The sequence below is a fragment of the Streptomyces sp. NPDC050085 genome (genome assembly GCF_044460595.1).
Lineage (GTDB): Bacteria > Actinomycetota > Actinomycetes > Streptomycetales > Streptomycetaceae > Streptomyces.
On sequence record NZ_JBITJZ010000005.1, the window covers coordinates 193,327 to 206,507 of the forward strand.

The window sequence follows — 13,181 nt, forward strand, 5'->3', positions numbered from 1 at the left end:
CACGCCCTAGGGCCCCTGCCCGCTCAGTACCTGCGCAGCCGGTTCGCGATCGCGTGGCCGACGAACAGGTAGACCACCGCCGCCAGGCCGTAGCCCGCGACCACGCGTGCCCACTCCTCGTCGAACGTGAACAGGTCGTGCGACCAGCCCGCCAGCCAGGCCGCCGCGTCGTGGACGAACTGCACCAGGTCGTTGGCCCGGTTCGCGTCCAGCAGATACATCAGGATCCACAGCCCCAGGATGAGGGCCAGGACGTCCGCGACGATCATGACGACCCGGCCCGCTTCGCTGGTGCCTCGGTAGTGCCTATTCGGAGACATACCGAGCGGGTGTCCCGGATTCCGGCCGGGAAACGCGCCGGGAAGCACGCCGGGACACGGACGGGCTCGCCCGGGTGGCGCAGCGGCCCGGGCGGGGTGAGGCTGCCAGAAGTGCAGACCCCGCCCCGGAGGTACCCGTGGTGCTCAGCTTCCCCCTTCCCCTGCGACGCCTCGTCGTGGCCGTGCTCGTGTGCGCCGCCCTGCTCGCCGGTACGACCGCGTGCGGCAGCGACGACAAGGACGCGTCCGCCACCCCGACGAGCTCGGCCGAGCGGCAGAAGTTCGCCAAGACCCGGTTCGTGGCCAACGCGAGCATCGCGGCCGGGGCCACGTACCAGTGGATCGTGAAGCCCTGGCGCGCCGGCAAGTTCAAGTCCGACGCCGGCGGCCGCAAGGTGGCCCTGGTCAAGGCGGGCCTCGCGGGCGCACTCACGTACAACCGGCTGAAGGCCGCCGTGAAGAACGCCGAGGGCGATCCGCTGCTCGCCAAGGCGGTCGCCCCGCTCGCGGCCGGCATCGACTCGCTCAAGGACCTGCCGGGCAAGCTGCGCAAGGGCGACGGCGTCGACTCGGTCGCCTCGTCCTTCGACGACATCATCAACAACGTGAAGGACGCGGGCAAGAACGCGGGCGCCGAGGTCACGAACAAGGTCCCGTCGGCGGCCGAACTGGCCAAGGGCTCTTAGGAGTTCAGGAGTTCAGGACTTCAGGAGTTCAGCTCCGCCAGGACCCGGAGCGTGTGCGGATCAGGGGCCATCACCAGCAGATCGGTGACCGGCCCCTTCCGCCACAACTCCAGGCGCTCGGCGATGCGTTCCCGCGGGCCGACGAGCGAGATCTCGTCGGCGAACGCGTCCGGCACCGCGAGCACGGCCTCCTCGCGCCGCCCCTCGGCGAACAGCTCCTGGACGCGCCGCGCCTCGTCCTCGTATCCCATCCGCGCCATGAGGTCCGCGTGGAAATTGCGCGTCGCGTGCCCCATGCCGCCGATGTAGAAGCCGAGCATGGCCTTGACCGGCAGCAGGCCCTCGCCGATGTCGTCGCAGACCTGCACCCGGGTCATCGGCGCGATCGTGAAGCCCTCCGGCAGCTCGGTCAGCGACGCCTCGTAGACGTCGGTACGGGTCGGCGACCAGTACAGCGGCAGCCATCCGTCCGCGATCCGCGTCGTCTGCGCGATGTTCTTCGGCCCCTCGGCGCCGAGCAGGATGGGCAGATCGGCGCGGAGCGGGTGCGTGATGGGCTTGAGGGCCTTGCCGAGCCCGGTCCCGTCCTCGCCCCGGTACGGATGCGCGTGGAACCGTCCGTCGACCTCGACGGGCCCTTCCCGCCTGAGCACTTGCCGTACGACGTCGACGTACTCGCGGGTGGCGGTGAGCGGTGACCTGGGGAACGGCCGCCCGTACCAGCCCTCGACGACCTGCGGCCCCGAAAGCCCGAGGCCCAGCATCATCCGGCCGCCCGACAGGTGGTCGAGGGTGAGGGCGTGCATGGCGGTCGTGGTGGGGGAGCGGGCGGCCATCTGCGCGATGGCGGTGCCCAGGCGGATGCGCGAGGTGTGCGCGGCGAACCAGGTCAGCGGAGTGAAGGCGTCGCTGCCCCAGGACTCGGCGGTCCAGACCGAGTCGTAGCCCAACTCCTCGGCGTCGCGCACGAGTTGGAGATGGTCGGGGTTGGGTCCGCGACCCCAGTAGCCGAGTGTGATGCCGAGCCGCACGTACGCCCCCTCGCAACAGATCTGACAGTGCGTCAGTTCAGGTTCGTCGGGCGACTGTACGCGAAAGGCCCCCCACCCGGAAGACGGGTGAGGGGCCTTGGGGAACGCGGGTGATCAGCCGCGCTGGATCCCGGTCGTGTCCTGCAGGACGCCACGACGGCCGTCCTGCGTCTGGGCGATGAGGCCCGGGCCGCGCTGCTCGACGGCCAAGTACCAGGTGCCCGGCGCCAGTTCGGCGATCGGCGTCGGCGAACCGTCCTCCGCGTACAGCGGACGCGGCACCGGCACGGCGAACCAGAACGGGGAGAAGTCCGAGGGACCCTGCGGCGCCGAGCCGCCCTGCGGCGGCGCGACGGGACCCGGCGCCGGAGCGGCGGCCTGCTGCGGCTGCGCCCCGTACGGCTGACCGGGACCGGGCTGGCCCGGCTGACCCGGACCGGGCTGGCCGCCGTACGGCTGGCCCGGCTGCTGCTGGGCGCCCGGGTACCCGTAACCACCCTGCGGCTGACCGCCGTAGGGCTGCGGCTGCGCGGGGCGCGGGGCGCCCATGAGCGGGGCCTTGAGCGCGGGGACCAGGGCGGTGGCGACGGCGCCACCGGCCAGGACCAGGGCGGCGATCAGGCCGAGGATCAGGCCGACGCCGGCGTCCGGCGACGAGGAACCGCCGCCGAGGTTCTTGAAGACAATCCCGTAGGACTGGTCCGTGTCGAAGATCGCCCCGAGCGAGCTCCACGCGGCGGCGACGGTGAAGGCGACGCCGACCGTACCCAGGTCGAGGCCGACGACCTTGCGGCTCCCGGCAGCGCGGCCGAGGACGACGAGCGCCGCGCCGATGATCCCGAGCAGGTACACGCTCATCAGCAGGTTGCCGTTGGACCAGGCGCTCGGGTTGTCGTCGCCGTTGCCGTCAAAGGTGTCGAGGAACGAGGCGATGAACAGCAACACCGCTGCTCCGATCACCACGCCGTCGCCTCGAGTGAGGGAGCGGATATTCACTTCAGGTCCTTCTCAGTCGTCTCGTCATCGGAGGAGGCGGCGCCATGCGCGGGGGTGGCCCCTCATCGTACGAGGGACACTATCGTCCGCGAGTTGCAGGTGTCTGCCGAGATCCACAGGCTGACAGTTACCCGCGCAGGAAACTCACGATTCCCTCAGAGATGCCTTGCGCCGCCTTCTGCCGCCAGGAGCCGGAGGTCAGCCGGCCCGCGTCCTGCGCGTCCCTCATGTTGCCGCATTCGATGAACACCTTCGGCACCTTCGACAGATTGAGTCCGCCCAGGTCGGAGCGGGTGTCGAGGCCGGTGCCGCCGCCGACGTAGTTCGACGGGGGTTCGCCCGTGACCTGCAGGAACTTGCCCGCGACGCGCTCGCCGAGTGCGCGCGAGGAAGCGACGATCGGACGGGTGTCCGCGGCGCCCGCGTGCACGGATGCGGGAAGGATCACATGGAAGCCGCGGTTTCCGGCGGCGGAACCGTCCGCGTGGAGGGAGATCGCGGCATCGGCCTTCGCCGCGTTGCCGATCGCGGCGCGCTCGGTGACGCAGGGGCCCCAGGCCCGCTCCCCGTTCTGCGTCAACTGCACGGTGGCGCCCTGCTGTTCGAGGATCGTGCGCAGACGACGGGCCACGTCGAGCGTGAACTGAGCTTCCGTGTAACCACCGTTGGTGGACGTGCCGGTGGTGTCGCACTCCTTGCTGCCGTTGCCGACGTTCACGAGACGATTGATATCGGCCGTGTGCCGAAAGTTACCCGGATTGTGACCCGGGTCGATCACCACGACCTTGCCCTTGAGGGGTCCCGAGCCGCCGCCCGCGGGTGTGGTGGGCTTCTTCGACGTCGTGGAGGGCGACTTCGAGGGCGACGAGGACGACGTGGAAGGGGCCGCGCTCGTCGGCTCCTTGGCGTCCGACGGCGTTCCCGAGGACGACGTCGAGGACTGGGCGGGGGCCGGCAGCACCTTCGGCGGCGCGCTGTCCCCGGGGCCGCTCACGACCTGCCACACCAGCCAGGCCGCGAGCGCCGTCGGGACGAGCGCGGCGAAGGCGACCAGCACGGGGCGACCGCCGAACCGACGGCCGCCGCGTCCGCGCTGCGGGTCGTCGTCGCGGTAGAAGTCGTTGAAGTCATCGAAGTCATCGGGGTCCGGGCCTACGTACGACACGTGCTCGACCTTAACCGCGCCCTCAGATCCCCGCTCCTGTTCGGCGCAGGACGCGCAACGAGTCGTGTGCGGAGACCTCGGTGAACGCGCCGGACGCGAGGGCCCGCTGGTACACGCGGTACGGGGCCTGCCCGGTCCACTCGTCGTGCTTGACGGGGAAGACGTCGTGGATGGCGAGCAGGCCGCCGTCCGCGACGTGCGGGGCCCAGCCCTCGTAGTCGGCGTTCGCGTGCTCGTCGGTGTGGCCGCCGTCGATGAAGACGAGGCCGAGCCGCCCGCCCCAGACCTTCGCCACCTGCGGGGACCTTCCGACGAGCGCGACCACGTGGTCCTCGAGGCCCGCCGCGTGCAGCGTGCGCCGGAACGTGGGGAGCGTGTCCATGATCCCGAGCTCGGGGTCGACCGTCTCCGGGTCGTGGAAGTCCCAGCCGGGCTGCTGCTCCTCGCTGCCGCGGTGGTGGTCGACCGTGAGGGCGGTGACGCCGGCGGTGCGGGCGGCGTCGGCGAGCAGGATCGTGGAGCGCCCGCAGTACGTGCCGACCTCCAGGAGCGGCAGCCCGAGCTCCGCGGCCCCGGCAGCGGCGGCGTACAGCGCGAGGCCCTCGCCGAGCGGCATGAAGCCCTTGGCCTTCTCGAAGGCGGCGAGGACGTCGGCGTGCGGAGTGCGGCTTGTGGTGGTCATGACGCTCATGCTGCCGTACGCGGCCGGGCGCCCCGCCGCTCACCCCCCAGAGCAAGGTGTTCGGAAGAGCAAGGCATGAGGAACGACGAAGACGCACCGCGCGAGATGCGCGGTGCGTCTTCGTGTCAGGGCTGCCCGCAGCCCTCTCGACCGGCCTTCCGGCCTTCCGGCTACCGGACTTGCTCGGCCACCGCCTCGAGCGCCAGGTCCACGTGCACGGGACGGTCCTCGCCGTGGTGCGTGGCGGCCGAGGCGCGCGGGGCGTGCCCCGCCGCCGTCGCCGCGAGGACGTAGGAGCCGCCGGCCGGCACCGCGAGCGCGTAGTGCCCCTCGGCGTCGGTCAGGGCCGCGCCCGCCTGGCGGCCGCGGCGGTCGATGAGGGTGACCTTGGCGTGGGCCACCGGCTCGCCCGCCGGGTCCAGGACCTGGCCGCGGAAGTGCGCGAGCGCCTCCTCGGCGCGGGCCAGGTTCGCGTCCTCCTCGCTGGAGGCGCGCAGCTGCGTCTGCTGCTGCACGGCGGCGACCCGGCGCTTGGGGAGGAACAGGGCGAGCAGGACGCCGACCGCGACGGCGGCGGTGGCGATCAGGAACGAGACGCGGAAGCCGTGCATCGTCGGGATCGCGACGCCGCCCACGTGGTTCGCGGTGTTGGCCAGGACCATGCCGATGACCGCCGACGACACCGACGTACCGATGGAGCGCATCAGGGTGTTGAGGCCGTTGGCCGCGCCCGTCTCGGACGGGTCCACCGCGCCGATGATGAGCGCCGGGAGCGAGGAGTACGCGAGGCCGATGCCCGCGCCCACGACCACCGAGATGATGATGGTCTGCCAGGCCGCGCTCATCAGGCCGAGTCCGGCGCCGTAGCCGATCGCGATGATCAGCATGCCGAGGATCAGGGTGACCTTCGGGCCGAAGCGGGCGGACAGGCGGGCGTAGACGGGGGCGGTGAACATCATCGTCAGGCCGAGCGGTGCCACGCACAGGCCCGCGACGACCATCGACTGGCCGAGGCCGTAGCCGGTGGCGGACGGGAGCTGGAGCAGCTGGGGCAGGACGAGCGAGATCGCGTAGAACGCGACGCCGACCATGATCGAGGCCAGGTTCGTGAGCAGCACCTCGCGGCGGGCCGTGGTGCGCAGGTCGACGAGCGGGGCCTTCAGGCGCAGCTCCATCAGACCCCAGGCGACGAGCACGACGAGCGCCGCGGCGAACAGGCCGAGCGTGGTGCCGCTGCTCCAGCCCCAGTCGCTGCCCTTGGTGATCGGCAGGAGGAAGAGGACCAGGCCGAGGGAGAGGCCGAGGGCTCCGGCGACGTCGAAGGTGCCCTGTGCGCGCAGCGGGCTCTCCGGGACGAAGGCGAGCGTGAGGGCGATCGACACGACGCCGAGGCCGGCGGCGCCGAAGAACAGCGCGTGCCAGTCGGCGTGCTGGGCGACGAGCGCGGCGAGCGGCAGGGCGAGACCGCCGCCGACGCCGATGGAGGAGGACATCAGGGCCATGGCCGAGCCGAGCTTCTCGGGCGGCAGCATGTCGCGCATCAGGCCGATGCCGAGCGGGATGGCGCCCATGGCGAAGCCCTGCAGGGCACGGCCCGCGATCATCACGAGCAGGTTGTCCGTGAAGCCGCAGATCAGCGAGCCCACGACCATGATCGCGAGGCTGGTGAGCAGCATCCGGCGCTTGCCCGCGAGGTCGCCGAGGCGGCCCATGATCGGGGTGGCGACGGCGCCGGCGAGGAGGGTCGCGGTCATGACCCAGGTGGCGTTCGACGGGGCGGTGCTCAGCAGTTCGGGCAGGTCCTTGATGACCGGCACGAGCAGGGTCTGCATCACCGCGACGACGATGCCGGCGAAGGCGAGGACGGGGACGACGCCGCCTGTTCGGCGGGGGGTGGTCGTCGGCTGGGACATGACGGAGGGCCTCCGGAAGGCGGGGTTCGGGGGTCGCGTGCACGGCGGTGTGCGGGCGGTGTGCGGGCAGGTTGCGCGTAATCCGAACTTGTTTCCCGAGGCGACTATTCCGACGTTCGTCGTACGAACGGAAACCTTGACCTTTTCATTACGTGGCTCGTGCTGAGGTCGCGGCGAGATCACGGCGCGGTCGTGGCGTGGTCGTGGCGTGGTCGATTCTGACTTGCCGTCAGATTCGCTCTTCCGCTCTACTGGAACGTGTTCTACCGTGCGCCGCATGGGGATCGCCATCACGCAGGAACAGCGGGAACTCGCGGACGCCGTGCGCGGCTGGATCGCGCGCGCCGTGCCGCCCGACGAGGTGCGCAAACTGCTCGACGCCCCGGCCGCGCCCGGCCACCGCCCGCCCTTCTGGGACGCGCTCGCCGGACAGGGCCTGCTCGGCGTGCACCTTCCCGAGGCGTACGGCGGTGGGGGCGGGACCCTGCTCGACCTCGCGGTGGTCGTCGAGGAGGCGGGCCGGGCCGCGCTGCCCGGTCCGTACCTCGGCAGCGCGCTGGCCGCGGAGGTGCTGCGGCGGGCCGGGCTCGGGCAGCTCGCCGGGGCGGTGGCGGACGGGCGGCGGATCGCGGCGGTGGCGTTCGGGCCCGGCGGGCTCAGCGCGGTCGCCGGGCCCGAGGGGCTGATCCTGGACGGGGCCGCGCCCCCGGTGCTGACCGGCGCCGACGCGGACCTCCTCGTCCTCGCCGCCGAGAGCGCCGACGGCGTCGTCTGGATGGCCGTCGACGCCGAGACCCCCGGCCTTTCCGTACGCGCCCACGAGAGCGCCGACCCGACCAGGCCCACCGCCGAGGTCACCGCGTCGGGCGCCGCCGTCCCGGCCGGCCGGGTGCTCGCCGTGGACGGCACGCTCGTCCGGGACCTCGCGGCCGTGCTGTTCGCCGCCGACGCCTGCGGGGGCGCCGCCTGGGCGCTGCACACCGCGGCCGAGCACGCCAAGGTGCGCGAGCAGTTCGGGCGGCCCATCGGACAGTTCCAGGGCGTCAAACACCTCTGCGCCGACATGCTCGTCCGCGTCGAGCAGGCAGGCGCGCTCGTGTGGGACGCGGCCCGCGCCCTGAGCGACGAGGGCACCGAGGTGCGCGGCCTGGTCGCCGCGCTCGCCGCCGGGGCCGCGCTCGACGCCGCGTACGGCTGCGCCAAGGACTGCATCCAGATCCTCGGCGGGACCGGCTTCACCTGGGAGCACGACGCCCACCTCTACCTCCGCAGGGCCGTCGTCGCCCGGCAGCTGCTCGGCGCCGGGGACGCGCACCGCCTGCGGGCCGTCCGCCTCGCCGAGGCCGGAGCCAGGCGCGAGCTCCGGTTCGCGCTGCCCGCCGCCGCGGACGCCCACCGGGAGCGGGCCAGGACCACGATCGACGGGGCCCGCGGCCTCGACCCGGCCGCCGCGCGCCGCGCCCTCGCGCCCACCGGATACGCGGCGCCGCACCTGCCCGCCCCGTACGGACTCGGCGCCGGACCGGTCCAACAGCTCGCGGTCCAGGAGGAGTTGAAGGCGGCCGGAGTCAAGGTGAGTGACCTCGGCATCGCCACCTGGGTCGTCCCCTCGCTCATCTCCTACGGCACCCAGGGCCAGCGCGACCGCTACCTCCCGGCGACCCTGCGCGGCGAACTGCTCTGGTGCCAGCTGTTCTCCGAACCCGGCGCGGGCTCCGACCTGGCGTCCCTGCGCACCCGCGCCGAACGCACCGAGGACGGCCGCTGGCGGATCAACGGGCAGAAGGTGTGGACGAGCGCCGCCCAGTGGGCCGACCACGGCATCCTGCTGGCCCGCACGAACCCCGACGCCCCCAAGCACAAGGGCCTGACCTACTTCCTCGTCGACATGAAGAACACCGAGGGCATCGACATCCGCCCGCTGCGCGAGATCACCGGCGACTCCCTCTTCAACGAGGTCTACTTCGACGACGTCCTCCTGCCCGCGGACGCGGTGGTCGGCGAGGTCGACGACGGCTGGCGGGTCGCCCGCCACACCCTCGGCAACGAGCGGGTCCACATGGCCGACCAGCTGACCTTCGACACGGGCCTCGAAGCGCTCATCGCCCGGGCCGGAGACCTGGACGGCGCCTACCGGGCCCGGATCGGCGCGCTCGCCACGGAGGCGCACGCCCTGGGCTGCATCGGGCTGCGGACGACGATGCAGCAGGTGGCGGGCGAGGAGCCGGGTGCGGGGGCGTCCGTACGCAAGCTGGTGCAGACCCCGCACCAGCAGAAGGTCGCGGAACTCGCCCTCGAACTCCTCGGCCCCGCAGGCGCGTTGAGGGAGGGCCCGGGCGAGCGCGCCCTGCACGGCTTCCTCCTGTCCCGCTGCCTGACGATCGCGGGCGGCACGACGCAGGTGCAGCTGAACGTCGTGGCGGAGCGGATTCTGGGCCTGCCGCGGGATTAGCCGGCCCGGGTCGGCACCCCTGCCTCCGCGTAGACGCGGCGCACGGCGTCGAGGTCGACCGGCGTCTCGTAATAGTCCTCCGCCCAGGCCCGGAACGCCTCCGGGGTCGGCTCGCCGAGCAGTTCGAGCAGCCAGTCGGCCCCGTCGGCGTCCTCCCCGCCGTCGGGGAAGGCGATGTCCCCGGTGTGCCAGCGGGTGTCACCGGTCTCCCGCCAGAGGCAGGCCGTCACGCGCGGCATCCCGTCGTCGGTGAACGCGGGCTCGTCCACGTACGGCCGGAAGACGGTGGGAACGGTGTCGAGGACGCCGGGCCAGGGCTGCTCCCCGTCGTCGCCGTACGGGCTCATCGGCGACTCGTGGCTGAAGACCCGTATGTAGACGCCCGCCGGGCCGAAGACGACCGCGTAGTCGTCCCCCGACCCGTTCTCCATCGAGACCAGGGCCTCGGCCGCCGCAAGGGCTCGGTCCCGGGTCGCCGTCCGGCCCCGTCCCGCCCCCGGCGACGTATCGTCCCGCCCGTGGAGCTCAAACACCTCGCCGGATTCGTCGCCGTCGCCGAAGAACTGCACTTCGGGCGGGCCGCCGAGCGGTTGCACATGGCTCAGTCGCCGCTCAGCCAGCAGATCAGGCTGCTCGAACGCGACCTCGGGGTCAGGCTGTTCGACCGGACCACCCGCAGCGTCCGGCTGACCCCCGCGGGGCAGGCGCTCGTGGAGCCGGCGCGGCGGCTGCTCGGGGATGCCGAGACGCTGCGCAGGACCGTGCGCGCCGCCCACCTCGGTGAGACCGGCCGGGTCACCGTCGGCTTCGGCGGGGCCAGCGCCTACTCCGCGCTGCCCGCCCTGACCCGGGCCGTGAACTCCGAACTCCCCGGCGTGGAGCTGGTGTTGGAGGGGCAGATCTTCACCGGTGAGGCCCTGGCCCGGCTCACCGACGGGACCATCGACCTCGGGGTCGCCGCGCTGCCCGTGCGACGCGGGATCACCGCCCGGGTCGTCCGCGCGGAGAGCCTCGTGTGCGCCCTGCCCGAGGGGCACCGGCTGGCCGCGCAGGACGGGGTCACGTTCGCCGAGCTCCAGCACGAGCGGTTCGTCACCTTTCCCGTGGCGCGGGGTTCGGCCGTGCGCGAGGCCATGGTGCAGGGGTGCCACGACGCCGGGTTCGCGCCCCGCATCGCGCAGGAGGCCCCGGACTCGTACAACCTGCTCGCCCTCGTCGGGGCGGGCGTCGGCGTGGCCGTCGTGGTCGGGTCCGCGCGCTCGATCCACCTGGAGCACGTCGTCTTCCGGCCGCTCGTCGGCGAGGGCGTGCCGGTGCTGCCCATCGCTCTCGCCTGGCGGACCGGGAACGACAGTGCCGCCCTCGCCGCCGTACTGGACGTGGCCGAGCGGGTGCTGCCGACGCCCCCTGATTACGTGGACGCCCACTGATTACATGGACTTACATGGACTTACATGGACGCCCACTGATTATGTGGCACAGCCGCTCACTGGGTGCCGGAATCGGTCTTGGACAGCACTTAATCCCGCGGGCAGAGTGATCGTCATGCCTGAGCCGCTGCCCGACCGTCCCGGTACCGCCGCCCCGCTCGCCGGGATCAGGGTCGTCGACCTGTCCAAGATCCTCGCGGGCCCGTACGCCACGATGTCCCTCGCCGATCTCGGCGCCGACGTGACCAAGGTCGAGCACCCCGAGGGCGGCGACCCGACGCGCCGCTGGGGCCCGCCGTTCCAGGGCGAGGACGCCACCTACTACCTGGCCGCCAATCGCAACAAGCGGTCCGTGACGATCGACCTCAAGACCCCCGCGGGGCAGGACGCCGTGCACCGGATGCTCGCCGACGCCGATGTCCTCGTCGAGAACTTCCGGCCCGGCAGCTCGCTGGCCGGCCGCTTCGACTACCGCGAGATGAGCGCCCGTTACCCCCGTCTCGTCGTCCTGCACATCTCCGCCTTCGGCGACACCGGGCCCCTGCGCGACGAGCCCGGGTACGACATGGTCGCCCAGGCCGCCGCCGGGCTGATGTCCCTGACCGGCGAGCCCGACGGGCCGCCCGTCAAGGCCGGGTTCGCCATGGGCGACCTCGGCGCGGCCCTCTTCGGGCTGATCGGGGTCACCTCCGCCCTCGTCGAGCGGGCCCGCACCGGGCGCGGCCAGTACGTGACGACGTCCCTGTACGAGACCCAGCTCGCCCTGCACGCCAACTGGGCCACCGCCCACTTCGCCACCGGCGAGCGCCCGACGCGCCTCGGCTCCGGGCATCCGAGCCTCGTCCCGTACCAGGCGTACGAGGCCGCCGACGGCCACTTCGTGATCGCGGTCGGCAGCGACGCCCTGTTCCGCAAGCTGTGCACGGCCCTCGGCCTGGACGCCCTCGCCGACCACCCGGACTTCGCCACGAACGCCGCCCGCGTCGCCAACAGGGCTGCTTTGAATGCCCAGTTGACGGATGTCCTCGCCAGGCGCACGGTCGGGGAGTGGTGCGACGCGCTGAAGGCCGCAGGGGTGCCCGTCGCGCCCATCCGGCACCTCGACGAGGTCTACGCCTGCCCGCAGACCGAGGCCCTCGGCATCGTCCAGGAGGTCGAGCACCCGGTCGCGGGCCCGCTGCGCCAGGTCGCCTTCCCCGTCAGCTTCAACGGCGTACGGCCCTCCGTGCGCACCGCACCGCCCACCCTCGGTCAGCACAACACCCTGACGCAGCAAGGAGCTTGAACCCCATGCCGTTCCCCGCTCTCGACGCCCTCGACCCGCTGAACCTCGAAGCCCTCCTCACCGACGAGGAGCGGGCCGTGCGCGACACGGTGCGCCAGTACCTCGACGACAAGGTCGAGCCGCACATCGCCGACTGGTTCGAGAGCGGTGAGCTGCCGAACCTCCCCGAACTCGCCCGGGACTTCGGCAAGATGGGGCTGCTCGGCATGCACCTGGAGGGCTACGGCTGCGCCGGGATGTCGGCCCGCGCGTACGGCATCGCCTGCCGCGAACTGGAGGCCACCGACTCCGGTCTGCGCTCCTTCGTCTCCGTCCAGGGATCCCTCGCCATGTTCGCCCTCCACCGCTTCGGCTCGGAGGAGCAGAAGCAGGAGTGGCTGCCGAGGATGGCCGCGGGCGAGGCCATCGGCTGCTTCGGCCTCACCGAGCCGGACCACGGCTCCGACCCGGCGTCGATGACGACGCGGGCCCGGCGCGACGGCGAGGACTGGGTCCTCGACGGCCGCAAGATGTGGATCACGAACGGTTCGGTCGCGGCCGTCGCCGTCGTCTGGGCGCAGACCGAGGACGGCGTACGCGGATTCGTCGTCCCCACCGGCACCCCGGGCTTCTCGGCGCCGCTCATCAAGCACAAGATGTCGCTGCGCGCGTCGGTGACGAGCGAGCTGGTCCTGGACGGCGTACGTCTGCCCGCGTCCGCCCAACTGCCCGGGGCCCGCGGCGTCGGCGCACCCCTCACCTGCCTGAACGAGGCCCGTTACGGCATCGTCTGGGGCGTCACGGGCGCCGCCCGCTCGGCCTGGCAGTGCGCGCGCGAATACGCCCTGCAGCGCGAGCAGTTCGGCAAGCCGATCGCCGGGTTCCAGCTCACCCAGCAGAAGCTCGTCGACATGGCGCTGGAGCTGCACAAGGCGACCCTGACGGCCCTGCACCTGTCGGCCCTCAAGGACAGTCCGGCCGGCGTCCACCCGGCCCAGATCAGCTTCGGCAAGCTCAACAACGTGCGCGAGGCCATCGAGATCTGCCGGACCGCCCGCACGATCCTCGGCGCGAACGGCATCTCGCTGGAGTACCCGGTGATCCGCCACGCCAACAACCTGGAGTCCGTGCTCACGTACGAAGGCACGACCGAGATGCACACCCTTGCGCTCGGCCAGGCGCTCACCGGGCACGCGGCCTTCCGTTAATCGCCTCGCCCTGCCACTATCTGACGGTCCGTCA

Annotated in this window: 12 protein-coding genes; 5 read left to right on the forward strand and 7 right to left on the reverse strand. The window is 72.3% G+C overall.

Annotated features, from left to right (window positions below; all coding sequences use genetic code 11):
• Positions 1–23: 23 nt before the first annotated feature.
• Complete coding sequence (locus ACIBUY_RS20525) at positions 24–320, reverse strand: hypothetical protein (RefSeq protein WP_365561537.1); 297 nt, start codon at positions 318–320, stop codon at positions 24–26.
• Positions 321–460: 140 nt separating this feature from the next.
• Here ACIBUY_RS20525 and ACIBUY_RS20530 point away from each other — a divergent pair, with 140 nt between their 5' ends.
• A complete protein-coding gene (locus ACIBUY_RS20530; protein WP_365561999.1) occupies positions 461–1,006 on the forward strand; it encodes a hypothetical protein in 546 nt (181 codons plus the stop codon).
• A gap of 20 nt (positions 1,007–1,026) precedes the next feature.
• Here the strand turns inward: ACIBUY_RS20530 and ACIBUY_RS20535 are convergent, their stop codons facing one another.
• The 5 genes from ACIBUY_RS20535 to ACIBUY_RS20555 form a co-directional block, all read right to left on the reverse strand.
• Positions 1,027–2,037 (reverse strand): LLM class F420-dependent oxidoreductase, encoded by a 1,011-nt coding sequence (locus ACIBUY_RS20535; protein ID WP_399153271.1) that lies wholly within the window; start codon positions 2,035–2,037, stop codon positions 1,027–1,029.
• Between the two features lie 114 nt (positions 2,038–2,151).
• Complete coding sequence (locus tag ACIBUY_RS20540) at positions 2,152–3,033, reverse strand: hypothetical protein (protein ID WP_399153272.1); 882 nt, start codon at positions 3,031–3,033, stop codon at positions 2,152–2,154.
• Positions 3,034–3,160: 127 nt separating this feature from the next.
• Complete coding sequence (locus ACIBUY_RS20545; RefSeq protein WP_399153273.1) at positions 3,161–4,198, reverse strand: N-acetylmuramoyl-L-alanine amidase; 1,038 nt, start codon at positions 4,196–4,198, stop codon at positions 3,161–3,163.
• A gap of 22 nt (positions 4,199–4,220) precedes the next feature.
• Complete coding sequence (locus ACIBUY_RS20550; RefSeq protein ID WP_365561546.1) at positions 4,221–4,889, reverse strand: class I SAM-dependent methyltransferase; 669 nt, start codon at positions 4,887–4,889, stop codon at positions 4,221–4,223.
• A gap of 161 nt (positions 4,890–5,050) precedes the next feature.
• Positions 5,051–6,793 (reverse strand): MFS transporter, encoded by a 1,743-nt coding sequence (locus ACIBUY_RS20555; RefSeq protein ID WP_365561548.1) that lies wholly within the window; start codon positions 6,791–6,793, stop codon positions 5,051–5,053.
• 277 nt (positions 6,794–7,070) lie between these two features.
• On the opposite strand from ACIBUY_RS20555, the gene ACIBUY_RS20560 reads away from it, so the two are divergent.
• Positions 7,071–9,245: an acyl-CoA dehydrogenase gene (locus ACIBUY_RS20560; RefSeq protein ID WP_399153274.1), complete on the forward strand. Its 2,175-nt coding sequence runs from the start codon at positions 7,071–7,073 to the stop codon at positions 9,243–9,245.
• Here ACIBUY_RS20560 and ACIBUY_RS20565 read toward each other — a convergent pair.
• Positions 9,242–9,676, reverse strand: a complete 435-nt coding sequence (locus tag ACIBUY_RS20565) for a hypothetical protein (RefSeq protein ID WP_399153275.1) — start codon at positions 9,674–9,676, stop codon at positions 9,242–9,244. The genes ACIBUY_RS20560 and ACIBUY_RS20565 overlap by 4 nt on opposite strands.
• A gap of 87 nt (positions 9,677–9,763) precedes the next feature.
• On the opposite strand from ACIBUY_RS20565, the gene ACIBUY_RS20570 reads away from it, so the two are divergent.
• The 3 genes from ACIBUY_RS20570 (at position 9,764) to ACIBUY_RS20580 (ending at position 13,147) form a co-directional block, all read left to right on the forward strand.
• The gene (locus ACIBUY_RS20570) at positions 9,764–10,675 is read left to right on the forward strand and encodes a LysR substrate-binding domain-containing protein (RefSeq protein ID WP_399153276.1); all 912 of its coding nucleotides are present in this window, start codon (positions 9,764–9,766) and stop codon (positions 10,673–10,675) included.
• Positions 10,676–10,790: 115 nt separating this feature from the next.
• Positions 10,791–11,960, forward strand: coding sequence for a CaiB/BaiF CoA transferase family protein (locus ACIBUY_RS20575; protein ID WP_399153277.1), 1,170 nt, complete (start codon positions 10,791–10,793; stop codon positions 11,958–11,960).
• A gap of 5 nt (positions 11,961–11,965) precedes the next feature.
• Positions 11,966–13,147 carry an acyl-CoA dehydrogenase family protein gene (locus tag ACIBUY_RS20580; RefSeq protein WP_365561561.1) on the forward strand — a complete coding sequence of 394 codons (1,182 nt, stop codon included), beginning with the start codon at positions 11,966–11,968 and terminating at the stop codon, positions 13,145–13,147.
• Positions 13,148–13,181: the final 34 nt, after the last annotated feature.

What these genes read in the sequence shown, in the direction of transcription:
- ACIBUY_RS20575 (WP_399153277.1), top strand. Translation starts at nt 10,791, where the DNA reads ATGCCTGAGCCGCTGCCCGACCGTCCCGGTACCGCCGCCCCGCTCGCC.
- ACIBUY_RS20550 (WP_365561546.1), bottom strand. Translation starts at nt 4,889, where the DNA reads ATGAGCGTCATGACCACCACAAGCCGCACTCCGCACGCCGACGTCCTC.
- ACIBUY_RS20580 (WP_365561561.1), top strand. Translation starts at nt 11,966, where the DNA reads ATGCCGTTCCCCGCTCTCGACGCCCTCGACCCGCTGAACCTCGAAGCC.
- ACIBUY_RS20560 (WP_399153274.1), top strand. Translation starts at nt 7,071, where the DNA reads ATGGGGATCGCCATCACGCAGGAACAGCGGGAACTCGCGGACGCCGTG.
- ACIBUY_RS20565 (WP_399153275.1), bottom strand. Translation starts at nt 9,676, where the DNA reads ATGGAGAACGGGTCGGGGGACGACTACGCGGTCGTCTTCGGCCCGGCG.
- ACIBUY_RS20525 (WP_365561537.1), bottom strand. Translation starts at nt 320, where the DNA reads ATGTCTCCGAATAGGCACTACCGAGGCACCAGCGAAGCGGGCCGGGTC.
- ACIBUY_RS20555 (WP_365561548.1), bottom strand. Translation starts at nt 6,793, where the DNA reads ATGTCCCAGCCGACGACCACCCCCCGCCGAACAGGCGGCGTCGTCCCC.